We start from the raw sequence: 15782 nt of genomic DNA on the forward strand, positions 1-15782 counted from the left end.
GGTGCCGTGCCGGCCGCGATCGATGCCCGATGGCCCGCGCCGCCCGCTTAGGATGGCTCAACCAGACAGAAAGAGGGGTTCATCATGGCCGATCATTCCGACAAGAACGCGATCCTCGGTTTCCCCGCCATCCATCGGCGCGCGGCTCTCGGTCTTGGCGCAGGCGCGATGGTCGCGGCGTCGGGCTTCGGTGCGCGGGCGCAGACGGCCAGGGCCGTGCCGCCTCCCCCAGCCAAGCCGACCGGGCAGGTCGTCGTCGGGCTGTCGCAGGAGCCGACCGCCTTCAACCCGCTGATGCCGGGCATCGAGGTCGACGAGACCGTCTGGATGCAGGTCTTCAACACGATGTGGCTGGCCCAGCCCGACGGATCGCTGCTGCCCGATCTCGCCGTCGAGGTTCCCACCGAAGCCAATGGCGGCATCTCCGAAGGCGGCCTCGCCTGGAAGGTCAAGCTGCGCGAGGGCATCACCTGGCATGACGGCACGGCCTTCACCGCGCAGGACGTGAAATACACCCTCGAACTGATCAACGCGCCGGGCTTCAAGGCGCGCACCCGCGTTGGCCACGCGCTGGTCAAGGACATCGTCGTCAAGGGCAACGAGATTTCATGGCGCATGGAGAAGGCTTATGCACCTTATCTCGCGCTGCTCTCCAACACCTTCATCGTGCCCAAGCACTTGTTGGAGAAGGCGGCCGATCCCAACACCGCGCCCTTCAACGGCGCGCCGGTCGGCACCGGGCCGTTCAAATGGGGCACGCGCACGCCCGGCGACAACATCCAGCTCGTCGCCAACGAGAAATACCACGGCAAGGGGCCCTATCTGGAGAGGGCGATCCTTAAATATGTGCCCGACCAGACCGCGCTCTACGCCCAGTTCCGCACCGGGCAGGTCGATCTGATCATCGGCACCGGCATCCAGGCCAATTTCTATGCCGAGGCGGTGAAGCTGCCGGGCCGCAAGGTCGTGATCATCCCCAACGCCTCGCTCGAAGTGGTGATGCCCAATCTCGACAACCCCGTTCTGGCCGAGAAGGCGGTGCGGCAGGCGCTCTACGCCTCGATCAACAAGCAGGCGATCATCGACGTGATCTACTACGGCCTGCACAAGCCGACCGAATCCTTCTCGCCGCAGGAATCCTGGGCCTACAATCCCAATCTTCCCAAGCAGAGCTACGATCTCGCCAAGGCCGGCAAGTTGCTGGACGACGCCGGCTGGAAACGTTCCGGCTCGGGCGTACGCATGAAGAATGGCGTTCCGCTCGAATTCGCGGTCTCCACCACCAATGGAAACGCGCTCCGCGAGCAATGCCAGCAGCTGATGCAGCAGGACTGGCAGCAGATCGGCGTCTCCATGAAGATCAACAACATGCCGGCCGCGGTGCTCTTCGGGGAATTTTACACCCGGTCCAAATTCCAGTCGATCCTGGTCGGCACCGCCTTCCGCACCGTGATCGATCCCGATCCGGCCTCGCGCTTCGCCTCGGACGCGATCCCCGCCAAGAACGGCAGCGGCGCCAACCAGATGCAGTGGCAGAACGCCGAGGTCGACCAGCTGCTCAAGGCCGGCCAGGAAACCTTCGACCAGGCCAAGCGCAAGGCGATCTACTGGAAGCTGCAGGAGATCGCCCGCGAGGAGCTGCCCATCCTGCCGCTCTTCCAGTACGCCCCGGTCGAGGGCTACAAGGAAGGCCTCGTCGGCTACGAGCCCAACATCAACGCCCGCCAGAACACCTGGAACATGGGCGTCTGGTACTGGGCGCGCTGAGGTGAGGCGGGGGCGGGTTCGGACGGTCGCGCCATGAGCACGTTTCTCGTGCGCCGGCTGGCGCAGGCGCTGCTGCTGCTGCTCATCGTTTCGATGATCGGCTTTGCGATCTTGCATCTCGCGCCCGGCGGGCCGCTGTCGCAATTCGCCGCCGGCGGCGACATGACCCAGGCCGATCTCGACCGCATCGCCGAGCAGATGGGCCTGAACCGCCCGCTGCCGGTGCAGTATGTCGAATGGCTCTGGCTGATGCTCTCAGGCGATTGGGGCCGCTCCTATCGCGACCAGCAGCCGGTGCTGCACATCATAGGCTCCCATATCGGGCCGACGCTGGAGCTGATGCTGACCTCGACGCTGGTTGCGATGCTGATCGGCGCCTGGGTCGGCATCCTCGGCGCGATCCGGCGCTATTCGCTGTTCGACTCGCTTGCAACCGTCGGGGCCATGATCGCGCTCTCGATCCCGACCTTCTGGTTCGGCCTCGTCGTGATCTACGTCTTCTCGGTCGGGCTCGGCTGGCTGCCTTCGGGCAACCGCTACACCATCGGCGATGGCTCCTTCCTCAACCGCCTGCACCATCTGATCGGCCCCTGCATCGTTTTGGCGCTGGTCTCGATGGCGGTCTGGAGCCGCTATATGCGCTCTTCGATGCTGGAGGTGGTCAATCAGGACTATATCCGCACCGCCCGCGCCAAGGGCGTGCCCGAGCGGCAGATCGTGCTGACGCATGCGCTGCGCAATGCGCTGCTGCCGATGATCACGATCACCGGTCTACATGTGCCGACGCTGCTCTCGGGCGCGCTCGTCACCGAGACGGTCTTCACCTGGCCAGGCATGGGCCGGCTCTTCCTCGATTCGATCGGCTATCGCGACTATCCCGTCGTGATGGGCATCCTGATGTTCACCGCCGTGATGGTGCTCCTCGGCAGCCTGATCGCCGATATGCTCTACAGCGTCGCCGATCCTCGCATCGCGGGGAGCAGCTGATGAGCGGCGCTCCCTTCGCCAGCACGGCCGAGCCCGCGCTCGCCCCCCGCGCCACGCTCTGGAACCGGCCGGGCTTTCGCCGCTTTCGCCGGCACCGGCTTGCGGTCTTCGGCGCGGCCGCGATCGTGTTCATGACGCTGGCCTGCATCGTCGGGCCGATGCTGATCCCCTACAGCGACACCTTCATCGACATCAGGCAGCGTTTCGCGCCGCCCTTCTCCGGCCCTCATGTGCTCGGCACCGATCCGCTTGGCCGCGATATCCTCGCGCGCCTTTTGATGGCGGGGCGGATCTCGCTGGCGGTCGGCTTCTCCGCCATGCTGATCTCGATGGCGATCGGCGTCTGCGTCGGCATGGTCGCCGGCTATTATCAGGGCGCGGTCGGCGCGCTGCTGATGCGCTTCGTCGACGCGATGCTGTGCTTTCCGTCGATCTTCCTGCTGCTCGCCATCTCCGCGCTGATCTCGCCCTCGGTGCCCTCGATCGTGATGCTGATCGCGATGACCTCGTGGATGGAGGTCGCACGCGTCGTCGAGGCGCAGATGCGTTCGCTGCGGACGCGCGACTTCGCCCAGGCCGCGGTCGCGATGGGCGCCAGCAACACCCGCATCATGTTCCGCGAATTGCTGCCCAACGCGATCGCGCCGATCGTCGTCGCGGCCACGCTCAACGTCGCCCATGCGATCCTGGCCGAGAGCTACATCTCCTTTCTCGGTTACGGCATCCAGCCGCCGACGCCGAGTTGGGGCAATATGCTGGAGGGTGCGCAGAGCTACCTCACCAGCGCGCCCTGGCTCGCCATCCTGCCGGGTGCTGCGATCACGCTGGCGGTGACGAGCTTCAACTTCGTCGGCGATGGCTTGCGCGATGCGCTCGATCCCAGGATGGACCTGCCGTGAGCGGACAGGTTTCGGCGCTCTGGCGCTATCCGGTCAGTTCCATGGCGGGCGAACGGCTGGAGATTGCGCCGCTCGATGCCTCCGGCGTCCTCGGCGACCGCATCTGGGGCGTCGTCGATGGCGCGACCGACCGGATCGCCTCGCCCGGCCGCGAGAAGCATTTCATCACGGTGCCGCGTGGTCATGCCCGGTTCACGCAGGCGGAGAGCGTGGAAATCTCTGCTGACGGCCGCGTCTGGGGTGAGCCGGACAATGCCGCGATCCTCGAAGATATGTCGGCGCTCTTCGGCTTTCCGGCGCGGCTGAAACCGTTCGCGCCGGCCGGAGAAGGCTTCAATCCGCGTTACAACCGCGCGCCCATCCATTTGCTGACGACTGCCGCGATGCGCGCTTTGGAGCGTGATCTGCCCGGCAGCGTCATCGACGAACGCCGCTTCCGCCCCAACATCCTTGTGGATTGGCCAGACGAGGCCGAACCCATCCCCGAGAACGGCTGGCTCGGCCGCGAAATCCGCATCGGCGATGTCGCCCTGCGCGGCAGCATTCCCTGCGGCCGCTGCGGCTTCGTCACCATAGCGCAGGACGGTCTGCCGGTTGATGTCGAGGTGCTGCGCGCGGTCGTGAAGCGCTACGGGCGCAATTTCGGAATCTATTGCGACGTCGTCGTGCCTGGCGAGATCAGGCCGGGCGACGCCGTGACGATCGCTCCCCAGCGTTGAGGATATCCCCGTCATGAGCCGCATCGTCATCGTCGGAGCCGGCATCGTCGGTTTGTCAGTGGCCCGCGCCGCCCTCCAGCGCGGCCATAAGGTCGTGGTTCTCGAACAGGGATCGGCTCCCAATCCGCAGGCCGCCTCGTTCGATAATCACCGCATGATCCGGTACCCCTATGGCGCGGCGGCCGGCTACACCCGCATGGTCACCCAAGCCTTCGCCGCCTGGGACCGGCTCTGGTCCGATCTCGGAACCGTGCATTTCGAGAACACCGGCGCTATCGCGATCTCGCTGGAGCCCGGCGACTACACTCACAAGACGCTCGAAACCTTCAGGTCGGTCGGCCTGCCCCATGAGGTGCTGGATCGCAGCGGCATCGAGGCGCTCTGCCCGCATCTGACCCTGCCCGGGCAGGCCTGGGGCCTCGTCTCCTTCCCGGGTGGGCCGCTCTTCGCCAGCCGTATCGTCACGGAGTTGGCGAAATGGGTTAGCGCCCATGGCGGTGTCATCGAGCATGACTGTTGCGTCGCCAGCGTTAATCTGGAGGCTGGCGTCGCGACGCGGGTCGACGGCTCGCAAATCGCGGGCGATCTCCTTCTGGTCGCGGCCGGAGCATGGCTGCCGACCTTGCTGCCGGATCGTCATGGCGATGCGGCCGTCTATCGGCAGGGGCTCTGCTATGTCGAGCCGCCCGCGCAGTACGCGCAGTCATGGTGTGATGCGCCGGCCATCGCGGCGCTGGGCGACCATACCGGCTATACGTTGCCAGACCGACGCGGCGCGGGCCTCAAGATCGGCTATTCCGCCCATCGCCGCCCGGCGCGCCCGGAGACGGAAGGCTTCGGCTCCGATCTGGAGAGCGAGAGCCGCGCCATCCTGGGGGCCTTCAAGCCCTATTTGCGTGATTTCGACGCCTATCGCCCGACGCGCATCCAGGTTGGCTACTACGTCCTCGACGCCTCGCATCGCTTCAGGGTCGAACAGACCGGTCGCGGTCTCGTCGTGACCAATTGCGACGGCCAGATGTTCAAGTTCGGCCCTTTGCTCGGCGAGCGCATTCTCGGCATGTTCGCGGGCGAGGAGAGTGCGGCCGATCTCGCGCATTGGGCGGCGGGGTACTGAACGCCGCCGATCCGCCTGATTTGCATTTCCGCGGCGATTGCGGTTGTGAGCCGGCGCGTCCTGTCGCAAAATCCCCGTCGGCGCTTGCCTTGCAATTGGTATTCTAGAGGGCTAGCGTCGGATAAGACCACTCGGTATGCCGCCGGGGCGGTCATCCGCGTTCGAGGCGCTCTCAACCCGCCCGACGCCGCGACGGGAGATTGAGAGATGACACGTTCCCTCAAGGCCGGCGTGGCGGTGGTCGCACTGATGCTGGGTCTTGGCGCGGGCTTGGGCGCAACCTTAGGCCTGCCCGGGACGGCGCAAGCCCAGGTTCTGCAGGCGGCGGTCGATGGATCGCCCGCCGGGCTCGACCCGCACATCATCACGGCCTTCAACTCGTTCCAGATCGTCAACGGCACGATCTATGAGGGGTTGACCAATATCGACAAGGATCTGCGCGTCGTGCCGGCGCTGGCGCAGTCCTGGACGATGTCATCGGACGGCAAGAGCTATGTCTTCAAGCTCGTCGCGGGCGCTACCTTTCATGACGGCAAGCCGGTCGAGGCGGCCGATGTCGTCGCCAGTCTCAACCGCGTGCTGTCGAAGGACATCGCCTCGCCGCTGGCGAGCCGCCTCGCCGCAATGGAGAAGGCCAGCGCCGTCGATGCCGCAACCATTGAGGTGACACTGAAGGAGCCCTCCGCCCCCTTCCTGACGGCGCTTGCCGGGATCGCGATCGTGCCGCGCGCCTTTGAGGCCAGCAAGGACGGCCTCCAGCGCCAGCCGGTCGGCACCGGCCCGTTCAAGTTCAAGGAATGGCAGCCCAATGGCTTCATCGAGCTGGAGAAGCATGCCGGCTACTGGAACAAGGGCCTGCCGAAACTCGACGGCGTGAAGTTCAACATCATTCCAGAATCGGCGACGCGTCAGGTCGGCATTTCCAGCGGGCAATACGCCATGCTGCCCAATATAGACGCCGCCACCGCGCTCCAGCTCAAGGGCAAGCCCAACGTCAGGATCGCCGAGACGCTGGAGCTCGCCTACACGCTGGTCGGCATGAACGTCTCGAAGCCGCCCTTCGACAACCCCAAGGTGCGCGAAGCGCTGAACTATGCGCTGAACCGGCAGGAAATCGTCCAGGCCGCTCTGTTCGGCGCGGGCGTGCCCGGCGGGCCGCTGTCGCCGGCGCTCAAGGACTGGGCCGTCGACGTCAAGTCGTTCCCCTGTTTCACGCCATCCGCCGCCAAGGCGCAGGAATTGCTCAAGGCGGCCGGCGTCGCAGCTCCCGTCGCGGTGACGCTGCTGGTGCTGCCCCGGCAGGACATCCGCGACATCGCGCAGGCGGTGCAGGCCCAGCTCAACAAGGCCGGCTTCAAGGCGGAGCTCAAGATTCCCGAGCTCGGCCAGTTCGTGCAGGACTGGCGCAACTCGAATTTCGACGCCTTCGTTTCGACCAATGCCGGCTCGGTCGATCCCGACGATTATTTCTACCGCACCTTCCGCACGGCGGGTTCGACCAATGTCTTCAAATACTCCAACCCCGAGATCGACAAGCTGCTCGACAGCGCCCGCATCGAGGCTGATCAGGCCAAGCGCAAGGCGTCCTATGCCGGCGTCCAGTCGCTGCTGAGCTGCGACGGGCCTGCCGCCTTCATGACCTATGGCCAGCTCTTCACCGCGACGCGCGGCAATGTCAGCGGCTTCGACATCGTCGCCAACCGCTCGCTCTTCACGCTCGCCACGACGGCACAGGCGAAGTGAGGCACTGGTTGCGCAATTTCGTGCGCAACGACTGTCTGGCTTTGCGCCATAGCCTCGTGAGTTCTCTCGGAACCACGTCGTCGTCCCGGACAAGCCGCGTAGCGGCGCCGAGCCGGGATCCATTCCGGAACGGCTCAGGAATGGATCCCGGGTCTGCGCTGCGCTTGCCCGGGATGACGATGAGCGTTTCCTGAGCCATGTGCGAGCCTCGCCCATGAGCTTCGTGCGCACCCGCCTCGTCGACCTCGCCATCGTGCTGTTTGGCGTCTCCGTCCTGACCTTCCTGATGATCAGGCTGATCCCCGGCGATGCGGTGGCGATCATGCTCGGGGCCAACACCGAGGTGACGCCGGAGCGCGTGACGGAACTGCGCGCCCGCATCGGCCTCGACCAGCCGATCCTGAGCCAGTATCTCGCCTGGCTCGGCGGCGTGCTGAAGGGCGATCTCGGCGTCTCGCTCTGGACGCGGCGGCCGGTCGCCGCCGAAATCGCCGGCCATGTCTGGCCAACGCTCCAACTCACTGTGATGTCGCTGCTAATCGGTGCCGGGCTCTCGCTGCCGCTGGGCGTGCTGATGGCGCATCTGCGCGGCAAGGGCTGGGATATCGGCCTCCAGATCGGCTCGATCGCCGGCCTGACCATCCCGTCCTTCTGGCTCGGCATCATGATGGTGCTGGCTCTGACGACGCTTGCGCCGGACCTGCAGATGCTCGGCTATGTCCCTTTCGACGAGGATCCGCTCGGCAATCTTGCCCGGCTGATCCTGCCGGCGATCGCGCTCGCCCTGCCGATCCTGGCCAATCTCGCAAGGCTCGTCCGCTCGGCCATGCTCGATGCGCTCCAGCAGGACTATGTCCGCACCGCTCGCGCCAAGGGCGTTTCCGAGGGGCGCATCCTGTTCAGCCACGCCTTGCGCAACGCACTTATTCCCTTCGTCACCAGCGCGGGTATCATGACCGGCTATCTGCTCGGCGGGGCGATCGTCGTCGAGCAGGTCTTCGCCATTCCCGGCCTCGGCCGGCTGATTCTCGGCGCCATCGCCGAGCGCAATTATCCGCTGGTGCAGGCGACCATCCTGGTGATTACCTTCGCCTTCGTGCTGGTGAACTTTGCCGTCGACCTGCTCTATGCGGTGATCGACCCTCGGGTGCGCCTGTGAGCGCGGGGACGGTCGAATGCCGCGGGCCCGGCCGCATGCCAAAACTGCTCGTCGTTGCGACCGGCGCCGTAGTCGCGCTCGTACTGCTGGCTGTGTTCGCGCCGTTGGTTGCGCCCTATGACCCGCTCGAGCAGAGCATCCTCGCTCGGCTGAAGGGGCCGAGCGCCGAGCACTGGCTCGGCACCGACCAGTTCGGCCGCGACCTGCTCTCGCGCGTCATCCACGGCCTGCGCGCCTCGCTTGGCATCTCCGCCTCGGCGGTCGCCGTCGCGCTCGTGCTGGGCGGCTCGCTCGGGCTGGCGGCGGCGTATTATCGCGGCTGGATCGAGCGCATCATCATGCGCTGCATGGACGTATTCTTCGCCTTTCCGGTGATCCTGCTCGCGATCGGCGTCATCGCCATGCTCGGGCCGGGTGCGGGCCCGACCGCGATCGCCATCGCTGTGGTCTACACGCCGATCTTCGCCCGGCTGCTGCGCGGGCCGGCGCTGGTCGTGGCCGAGAGCGATTATGTCGTACATGCCCGCTCGGTCGGTGCGTCCGACGTTCGCATCATCTTCAGGTACATGCTGCCCAATCTGGCGAGCGTCGTGCTGGTCCAGACCAGCCTGCTGCTTTCGGCGGCGATCCTTGTCGAGGCGTCGCTGTCCTTCCTCGGGCTGGGCACGCAGCCGCCCGCGCCCTCGCTCGGCACCATGCTGTCGGAAGGTCGCAACTTTCTCCTGCTTTCGCCCTGGAGCGCGATCTTCTCGGGCGTCGCGATCCTGATCCTGGCGTTCGCGCTGAACCTGCTCGGGGATGTTCTGCGCGATACGCTCGATCCGCGTCTGCGGGGCGAGCGGTGATCTGCCGGGACGCCGCGCCCGATGATATCCCATGGCTGGCGGCTGTCGCGCTCGACAATTACCGCGCCGTCTTCATGCCGCTGCTGCCGGCCTGCGACTGGTCGGGTTTCGACGAAACGCATTTCCGCAAGCGCTTCGCCGACACATGGTCGCGCGTCCGTATCGTCGCAGACGTCGCGCCGCAGGGTTTCGCGCTGGTCAGCGACGGCCATATCGACATGTTCTTCGTGGATCGCGCCGCGCAGGGCAGGGGCGTCGGCCAGGACTTGCTCGAAGATGCGCAGGCGCGGGGCGCGCGCTCGCTGGAGACCTTCGCGCTCAACCTGGCGGCGCGGCGCTTCTACGAGCGGGCCGGCTGGCGCGTCGCGGCGGAATATGCCCGCCTTTTCGCTGGTGTCAGCTGCGATTTCTTGCGCTACGAGCGCGGCTCGCGCACCTCGACGACGAAATCATAGCGGTCGCCGCGATAGGCCGAGCGGGTGAACTCGACCGGCGTGCCGTTGGGCAGGAAGCCGCGCCGCTCGATCCGCAGGATCGCCGCGCCGACGGGAACCGAGAGCAGCTTCGCCTCGGGCGCGGTCGCCAGCGAAGCCTGCAGCCGTTGCAGCCCCCGCACGGGCTTCGCTCCGCGCGCATCGAGCGCGGCATAAAGCGAGACGCCGACCTCGTCGAGCGAGGGCAAATGATGCGCCGGGATGACTGCGCGCTCGATCGCCAGCGGCTCGTCGTCGGCGGTGCGCACGCGGGTCAGGCGATGCACCGGCTGGTCGAGCGAGAGCGCCAGCGCCATGGCCTCGTCGGGGGTCGGCAGGCCGGTCGCCTTCTCGACCCAGATCGAGCCGGCGGCGTGCCCTCGGATGGCCATATCGGCCGAGAACCCGGCCAGCAGCGCGGCCGGCTGCTCGATGCGTGGCGCGATATAGGTGCCCGAGCCGTGCCTGCGCGAGAGCAGCCCCTCGCGCAGCAGGACATCCAGCGATTTGCGCACGGTGACGCGCGAAATCCCGATCGCCTCCGACAGCTCCCGTTCCGAGGGCAGGGCGTCGCCGGTCCTGATCTCGCCATCGCCGACCTGCGTGCGGATGATGTCGGCGAGTTGCAGATAGAGCGGCGTCGGGCTCGTCTCGCTCAGCTGGCCGCGGGTGATGCGCAGCATCAAAAGGCCCCGTCCGCCAGTTCCGACAGCGCCACCCTGAGATTGCCGCCGCTGCGCGACAGGATCGCCGCCGCCATCTCCGGGCTGTAGCCCAGCACGACCAGCGTTGCGAGCTTGATGTCGCCATGCGTCGTCTGGAGCGCGGCCGCCGCCTCGTCGAGATCGCAGCCGGCGATCCGCGCCACCATCCGCTCGGCGCGCAGCTTCAGCTTCACATTGGCGGTGCGCATATTGACCATCATGCCGCGATAGACCCGGCCGAGCTTCAGCATGATCCCGGTCGAGATCAGGTTGAGCACGACCTTCTGTGCGGTGCCGGCCTTCATCCGGGTCGAGCCGGCGATGAGTTCGCTCCCGGTCTCGATCAGCACCGGGAAGCGCGCCGCCGCCAGCAGCGGCGCGCCGGCATTGTTGGCGATGCCGATCGTGACCGCGCCGAGCTCGGTCGCGCGCGCGACGGCCGCGACCGTGAAGGGTGTCGTGCCGCTCGCCGCGACGCCGATGACCACGTCGGCCGCCCCCGTTCCCGCGCCCTCGATCTGGCTGATGCCATCGGCGGCGTCGTCCTCCGCGCCCTCGACGCTGGAGATCAGCGCGCCGCGCCCGCCTGCCATCGCGAAGACGATGCGTTCCAGAGGCCAATCGAATGTCGGCGGCAGTTCCGCCCCGTCCTGCACCGCGACGCGGCCCGAGGTTCCAGCCCCGACATAGATCAGCCTGCCGGTCTCGCCGAGCACCTCGGCTGCGGCTGCGGCCGCCGCCGTCAGAGCCGGCAGCGCGGCGCGCACGGCGGCCACCGCCGACATCTGCCCGTCCCACATCGCCTCCATGGCGCTGGCGAAAGGCCAGGCGTCGAGGTCTGTAAAGCGGGGATCGACGTCTTCGGTCGCCATGGGCGGGGCACTCGCAGGGATACCAGTTACAAGAATACCAGTTAAATGCCTTTGACGCATCAGGAGATACCAATTAGCTCTGGAAACCGCAATCGCCAATCCATTCCGACACCCCCGGTCGCGCCGCCATGCCAGCTCTGATCGCCCGGTTTCCCTTCCTCTCCGCCTGCCTGGGCATGGCGCTGCTGACCGGCATGGACGCGCTGGTGAAGCAACTGTCGGGCGGCTATCCGACCTTCCAGATCGTCTTCATGCGCTTTGCCGTGACGGCCGTGATCATCGGCGCGGGTGTGCTGGCGCTGCGTCAGGACTGGCCCCGTCGCGACCGCCTGAAGGCCCATGCCGGTCGCGCCCTGCTGATGGTGGTGACGACGTCGAGTTTCTTCTATGCGCTTGGCCATCTGCCGCTGGCGGATGTCTTCGCGCTGTCCTTCACCTCGCCGATCTTCACGGCGCTGTTTGCCGCGCTGTTCCTGAAGGAGCCGGTCGGCGCCGCCACGGCCGGGGCCATCGCGACGGGCTTCCTCGGCATGCTGGTGATCGTCTTCGGCGCGGGCGGCGCCGCGTCCAATGCGTCCTATCCGCCGCTGGCGCTGACGTGTGCGCTGCTTTCGCCGGTCACCTATGCGCTCAGCATCGTGCTGCTCAGAGCGCAGACGGCGAGCGAGCCGGTGACGGTCATCGTCACCGTCCAGGCGGCGCTGGTCGCGCTGATGCTGACGCCGGTCATGGCCGTGCAGTTCGTCTGGCCCTCGCCCCACGACGGGCTGGTCTTCCTGCTGCTGGGCGCGCTCGGCTCGGCCGGCTATCTCGCTTTCGCCGGCGGCCTGAAGCATATCAGCGCGGCCCGTTTCAGCGTCGTCGAATATACCGGGCTGCTCTGGGCGGCGGCGCTCGGCTTGGTCTTCTTCCGCGAGACGCCGCCGGTCTCGATCTGGCTCGGCGCCGGTCTGATCATCGCGGGCTGCCTGATCGTCAGCCGCAGTCGCGCGCCGAAGCCGGAAGCTAAGGCAGCGTCGTCCTCGCCAGAATGATCGCGCCCGAGACCGCGTCGCCATCGGCCGGCTTGAGCCGGTGGCGGACATCGGGCGAAAGCCACGGCGTGATCGCGCTCGAAAGCCCACCCAGCAGCGTCACACGCGACGCGCCCTGCCCGAACAGCGCCCGCACCAGCCCGTCGACCTGCTCGGCCGCGCTCTGGACGATGCGGCGGCCTGCGGCATCGCCCTGGTTGGCATGGCGCATCACCAGCGGCGCGAAGGTGGCGTAATCGGTCGCGCTCGCGCCATCCATCCAGGCGACGGCCTCGGCCGGGTCGTTCTGGAAGCGCTGCATCACCTCAGCCAGCAGCGCCGTCGTCTCGACGCGCCCGTCATGCGCCCGCAGCGCCAGCCTGACCGCCTGCAGGCCGAGATCCGCGCCGCTGCCCTCGTCCGAGATCGGAAAGCCATAGCCGCCGACGCGAAGATCGCGTCCCTCGATACGCCCGATCCCGATCGAGCCGGTCCCGGCGATGACGATCGCGCCGTCCTGCCCGGAATGCGAGCCGAGGCAGGCCGCGAGCCCGTCGCTGATAAAGGCAATGCCGGAAAACGGGTGCGGCAGGGCTTGCAGGGCCTCCAGCGCGCCCTTGCGGCCGATGCCGGCGAGCCCGATGCCGGCCCGGATCGCGCCTTGCGCGTCTGGTCCGAGACCCGCCTCCAGCAAGGCGGCCTCGATCGCGGTCATCACCGAGGCCCAGGCCTTGTCGATGCCGAGCCGCGTCGTCGCAGGCCCCGACAAACCCTGGCCGAGCACCTCGCCGGTTTCCGTCTCGATGCGGGCGCGGCAGCCCGTGCCGCCGCCATCGACGCCCAGCAGATAGCGCTCGCGTCCCGGCACGGCGCTAGTCCTTCAGCCGGGTGATGTCGGCCCCGCAGCGCCGGAGCTTCAGGTCGAGTTGCTCATAGCCCCGGTCGAGATGGTAGACGCGGTTGATGATCGTCTCGCCATCGGCGACCAGCGCCGCCAGCACGAGGCAGACCGAGGCCCGCAGATCCGTCGCCATCACCTGCGCGCCCCGGAGTGGGCCGCCGCCGCGAACCAGCGCTGAGGTCGCCTGCAGCGTGATGTTGCCGCCGAGCCGCTGCAATTCCGGCACATGCATGAAGCGGTTCTCGAACACCGTCTCGCGGATCAGCGCCGCGCCCTCGATCTGCGTCATCAGCGCCATGAACTGCGCCTGCAGATCGGTCGGAAAGCCGGGATAGGGCTCGGTCGTGATGTCGACGCCCTTCAACGGGCCGCCGCCCGCGACGATCAGGCCGCGGTCGCCCGGCCAGATCCTGACGCCGACGCTTTCCAGGACCTGCGCGACCGAGGCCATCTGCTCCAGTCGCGCATGGGTGAGCTCGAGCTGTCCGCCGGTGATGGCGGCCGCGATCGCATAGGTGCCGGCCTCGATCCGGTCCGGGATGATGTGGTGCCGGGCCGCTCGGAAGACCGTGTCGCCCTGCACGAGAATCCGGTGAGTGCCCGCGCCCTCGATCCGCGCGCCCATGGCGACCAGCGCTTCGGCGAGATCGGCCACTTCCGGCTCGCGTGCGGCGTTGATGATCTCGGTCTCGCCCTTCGCCCGGGTCGCGGCCATCATCGCGGTCTCCGTCGCGCCGACCGATGGCGAGCCGAGCACGATGCGCGCGCCGCGCAGGCCCGTGCCGGCGTCGGCGATGATCATCCCGCCTTCGATCTCGATCTGCGCGCCCAGAGCCGCCAGCGCCTTGACGTGGAGATCGACCGGGCGCGCGCCGATGGCGCAGCCGCCCGGCAGCGAGACCCGCGCCCGCCCGAAGCGCGCCAGCAGCGGCCCTAGCACCAGCACGGTCGCGCGCATTCGCCGGACGGTGTCGTAGGGCGTCTCACCGGCATTGGCTTGGCCGGCATCGATCGTTGCGGAGTGTGGGTCGTGCCGCGTCACCACGGCGCCATGAGCCGCCACGACAGCCAGCATATTGTCGATGTCGCTGACCGCGGGGAGGTTGTCGAGCCGCAGCGGCTGTTCGCTCAGAAGGGCGGCCGCAATCTGGGGCAGGCTCGCATTCTTGGCGCCGCTGATGGTGACCGCGCCTTCGAGGCGCCTGCCGCCGATGATCCGAAGCCGATCCATCCATACCCTCTTGTGACGACCTAAATGGTGTCATACTGGTATTGTCAAGGTGCGACCACAGGCATGCGTGTGGGCACTGTCTTCGCCGACGGGCAGCGCCCGCGTCAACGCACAAGGCCGCCCTTGGATCGCGCTTTGCTCCCCTCCGCGCAAGACCATTTCCTGATCGGGGCACCGCAGCTCTTTGACGGAGAGGGCCTGCGCGGCCCCTGCATGGTCGAGGTCGCGCAGGGCCGCATCGTCGCGCTTCACGAGGCCGGCAGCGCTTCGGCCGGCCTGCCCGTGACGAAGCTGCCGCCCGGCAGCGTGCTCGCGCCCGGCTTCATCGATCTTCAGGTCAATGGTGGCGGCGGCGTGCTGTTGAACGATGCGCCCTCGGTCGCGGCGATCGGCGCGATCGCCGCTGCGCATCGTCGCTTCGGCACGACCGGGCTGCTGCCGACGCTGATCACCGATGCGCCCGAAAAACTCGCCGCGCTCGCCGCCATCGCCGACGAAGCGCTCGCCATCCCCGGCGTGCTCGGCTTCCATATCGAGGGGCCGTTCCTCAGTCCCGCCCGCAAGGGCATCCATCCCGCCGCGCATATCCGCCTGCCGACGTCGTCGGATCTCGATGCGCTGATGAAACTGGCCCGCTGTGGCCGTTCGCTGATCACGCTCGCGCCCGAGCAACTCGGAGCGGAGGTGCTGCAGGCTTTGTCCGATGCCGGATTTCGTCTCGCGCTCGGCCATAGCGATGCGACCGCCGCAGAGGTCGAAGCCGCCATCGGCCATGGCGCGACCGGCGTGACGCACCTCTTCAACGCGATGTCGCAAATGACGCCGCGCGCGCCGGGGCTCGTCGGCGCGACGCTGGCCGATGACAGGCTGTACGCCGGCATCATCTGCGACGGACTTCACGTCGATCCGGTCAACCTGCGCGCGGCCTTCCGCGCCAAGAGGCGCGACCGGCTGATGCTCGTCACCGATGCGATGTCGCTTGTCGGCGCGCAGGCGTCACAGTTCCTGCTGCATGGCCGCCGCATTGCTTTGAAGGACGGCCGCCTCACCGACGAAGCGGGCACGCTCGCCGGCGCACACCTGACCATGATCGAGGCCGTCCACAATGCGGTCGCCGTCCTCGGAGTGACGCTGGAGGACGCACTCGTCATGGCGTCGCGGACGCCGGCTGCGTTCCTTGGCCTGGGCGACGAACTCGGCCGGGTGGCCGCCGGCTACCGCGCCGACCTCGTCGCCTTCGACGACAGCGTCGTCGTCGCGACCTGGATCGGTGGGCGGGTCAGCACTGAGAGTGCGACACCGCCAGCCAATGGGTGACAACCCCGCTTCGGCCTGCTCAATTATGGGTGGAA

Annotated in this window: 15 protein-coding genes; 11 read left to right on the forward strand and 4 right to left on the reverse strand. The window is 67.5% G+C overall.

Translation table 11 applies throughout. From position 1 onward, the window contains the following. The first annotated feature begins 84 nt into the window (after positions 1–84). From AC1DZY_RS11000 to AC1DZY_RS11040, 9 genes are all read left to right on the forward strand, one after another. Entirely contained in the window at positions 85–1767 is a 1683-nt protein-coding gene (locus tag AC1DZY_RS11000) for a peptide ABC transporter substrate-binding protein (RefSeq protein WP_476820153.1), read from the forward strand. A 33-nt stretch (positions 1768–1800) separates the two neighbouring features. Beyond that, positions 1801–2754, forward strand: a complete 954-nt coding sequence (locus AC1DZY_RS11005; protein WP_476820154.1) for an ABC transporter permease — start codon at positions 1801–1803, stop codon at positions 2752–2754. After that, on the forward strand, positions 2754–3653 hold the full coding sequence (locus AC1DZY_RS11010) for an ABC transporter permease (protein WP_476820155.1): 900 nt from the start codon (positions 2754–2756) through the stop codon (positions 3651–3653). Before AC1DZY_RS11005 ends, AC1DZY_RS11010 begins: the two co-directional genes overlap by 1 nt. Then, positions 3650–4372, forward strand: a complete 723-nt coding sequence (locus AC1DZY_RS11015) for an MOSC domain-containing protein (protein WP_476820156.1) — start codon at positions 3650–3652, stop codon at positions 4370–4372. Before AC1DZY_RS11010 ends, AC1DZY_RS11015 begins: the two co-directional genes overlap by 4 nt. A gap of 13 nt (positions 4373–4385) precedes the next feature. Continuing rightward, a complete protein-coding gene (locus AC1DZY_RS11020; protein WP_476820157.1) occupies positions 4386–5489 on the forward strand; it encodes an NAD(P)/FAD-dependent oxidoreductase in 1104 nt (367 codons plus the stop codon). Positions 5490–5696: 207 nt separating this feature from the next. Further along, a complete protein-coding gene (locus tag AC1DZY_RS11025; RefSeq protein WP_476820158.1) occupies positions 5697–7232 on the forward strand; it encodes an ABC transporter substrate-binding protein in 1536 nt (511 codons plus the stop codon). A gap of 214 nt (positions 7233–7446) precedes the next feature. Then, a complete protein-coding gene (locus AC1DZY_RS11030; protein ID WP_476820159.1) occupies positions 7447–8391 on the forward strand; it encodes an ABC transporter permease in 945 nt (314 codons plus the stop codon). Between the two features lie 35 nt (positions 8392–8426). Further along, positions 8427–9236, forward strand: a complete 810-nt coding sequence (locus AC1DZY_RS11035; RefSeq protein ID WP_476820160.1) for an ABC transporter permease — start codon at positions 8427–8429, stop codon at positions 9234–9236. Further along, the gene (locus AC1DZY_RS11040; protein ID WP_476820161.1) at positions 9233–9691 is read left to right on the forward strand and encodes an N-acetyltransferase family protein; all 459 of its coding nucleotides are present in this window, start codon (positions 9233–9235) and stop codon (positions 9689–9691) included. Before AC1DZY_RS11035 ends, AC1DZY_RS11040 begins: the two co-directional genes overlap by 4 nt. On the opposite strand, the gene AC1DZY_RS11045 is transcribed toward AC1DZY_RS11040, so the two are convergent. Both AC1DZY_RS11045 and AC1DZY_RS11050 read right to left on the reverse strand, forming a co-directional pair. Then, complete coding sequence (locus AC1DZY_RS11045) at positions 9652–10392, reverse strand: GntR family transcriptional regulator (RefSeq protein WP_476820162.1); 741 nt, start codon at positions 10390–10392, stop codon at positions 9652–9654. The two genes, AC1DZY_RS11040 and AC1DZY_RS11045, sit on opposite strands and share 40 nt — an antisense overlap. After that, complete coding sequence (locus AC1DZY_RS11050) at positions 10392–11285, reverse strand: N-acetylmuramic acid 6-phosphate etherase (RefSeq protein ID WP_476820163.1); 894 nt, start codon at positions 11283–11285, stop codon at positions 10392–10394. The genes AC1DZY_RS11045 and AC1DZY_RS11050 overlap by 1 nt, the downstream gene beginning before the upstream one ends. Positions 11286–11413: 128 nt before the next feature. Here AC1DZY_RS11050 and AC1DZY_RS11055 point away from each other — a divergent pair, with 128 nt between their 5' ends. Beyond that, positions 11414–12319 carry a DMT family transporter gene (locus AC1DZY_RS11055; RefSeq protein WP_476820164.1) on the forward strand — a complete coding sequence of 302 codons (906 nt, stop codon included), beginning with the start codon at positions 11414–11416 and terminating at the stop codon, positions 12317–12319. On the opposite strand, the gene AC1DZY_RS11060 is transcribed toward AC1DZY_RS11055, so the two are convergent. Together AC1DZY_RS11060 and murA are read right to left on the reverse strand one after the other, a co-directional pair. After that, a complete protein-coding gene (locus AC1DZY_RS11060) occupies positions 12291–13166 on the reverse strand; it encodes a glucosamine kinase nucleotide-binding domain-containing protein (RefSeq protein WP_476820165.1) in 876 nt (291 codons plus the stop codon). The genes AC1DZY_RS11055 and AC1DZY_RS11060 overlap by 29 nt on opposite strands. Before the next feature lie 4 nt (positions 13167–13170). Further along, on the reverse strand, positions 13171–14430 hold the full coding sequence (murA, locus tag AC1DZY_RS11065; protein ID WP_476820166.1) for a UDP-N-acetylglucosamine 1-carboxyvinyltransferase: 1260 nt from the start codon (positions 14428–14430) through the stop codon (positions 13171–13173). Between the two features lie 135 nt (positions 14431–14565). Between murA and nagA the strand changes: the two genes are divergently transcribed. Continuing rightward, positions 14566–15747 carry an N-acetylglucosamine-6-phosphate deacetylase gene (nagA, locus tag AC1DZY_RS11070; protein ID WP_476820167.1) on the forward strand — a complete coding sequence of 394 codons (1182 nt, stop codon included), beginning with the start codon at positions 14566–14568 and terminating at the stop codon, positions 15745–15747. The last annotated feature ends 35 nt before the right edge of the window (positions 15748–15782 follow it).

It is taken from the genome of Allobosea sp. P2_A10, from assembly GCF_056405115.1.

Bases quoted from the DNA above. Each gene is read 5' to 3' on its own strand.
- AC1DZY_RS11035 (WP_476820160.1), top strand. From the start codon at position 8,427: ATGCCAAAACTGCTCGTCGTTGCGACCGGCGCCGTAGTCGCGCTCGTA.
- AC1DZY_RS11010 (WP_476820155.1), top strand. From the start codon at position 2,754: ATGAGCGGCGCTCCCTTCGCCAGCACGGCCGAGCCCGCGCTCGCCCCC.
- AC1DZY_RS11000 (WP_476820153.1), top strand. From the start codon at position 85: ATGGCCGATCATTCCGACAAGAACGCGATCCTCGGTTTCCCCGCCATC.
- AC1DZY_RS11050 (WP_476820163.1), bottom strand. From the start codon at position 11,285: ATGGCGACCGAAGACGTCGATCCCCGCTTTACAGACCTCGACGCCTGG.
- AC1DZY_RS11025 (WP_476820158.1), top strand. From the start codon at position 5,697: ATGACACGTTCCCTCAAGGCCGGCGTGGCGGTGGTCGCACTGATGCTG.
- AC1DZY_RS11030 (WP_476820159.1), top strand. From the start codon at position 7,447: ATGAGCTTCGTGCGCACCCGCCTCGTCGACCTCGCCATCGTGCTGTTT.
- AC1DZY_RS11055 (WP_476820164.1), top strand. From the start codon at position 11,414: ATGCCAGCTCTGATCGCCCGGTTTCCCTTCCTCTCCGCCTGCCTGGGC.
- AC1DZY_RS11020 (WP_476820157.1), top strand. From the start codon at position 4,386: ATGAGCCGCATCGTCATCGTCGGAGCCGGCATCGTCGGTTTGTCAGTG.
- murA (WP_476820166.1), bottom strand. From the start codon at position 14,430: ATGGATCGGCTTCGGATCATCGGCGGCAGGCGCCTCGAAGGCGCGGTC.
- AC1DZY_RS11045 (WP_476820162.1), bottom strand. From the start codon at position 10,392: ATGCTGCGCATCACCCGCGGCCAGCTGAGCGAGACGAGCCCGACGCCG.
- AC1DZY_RS11005 (WP_476820154.1), top strand. From the start codon at position 1,801: ATGAGCACGTTTCTCGTGCGCCGGCTGGCGCAGGCGCTGCTGCTGCTG.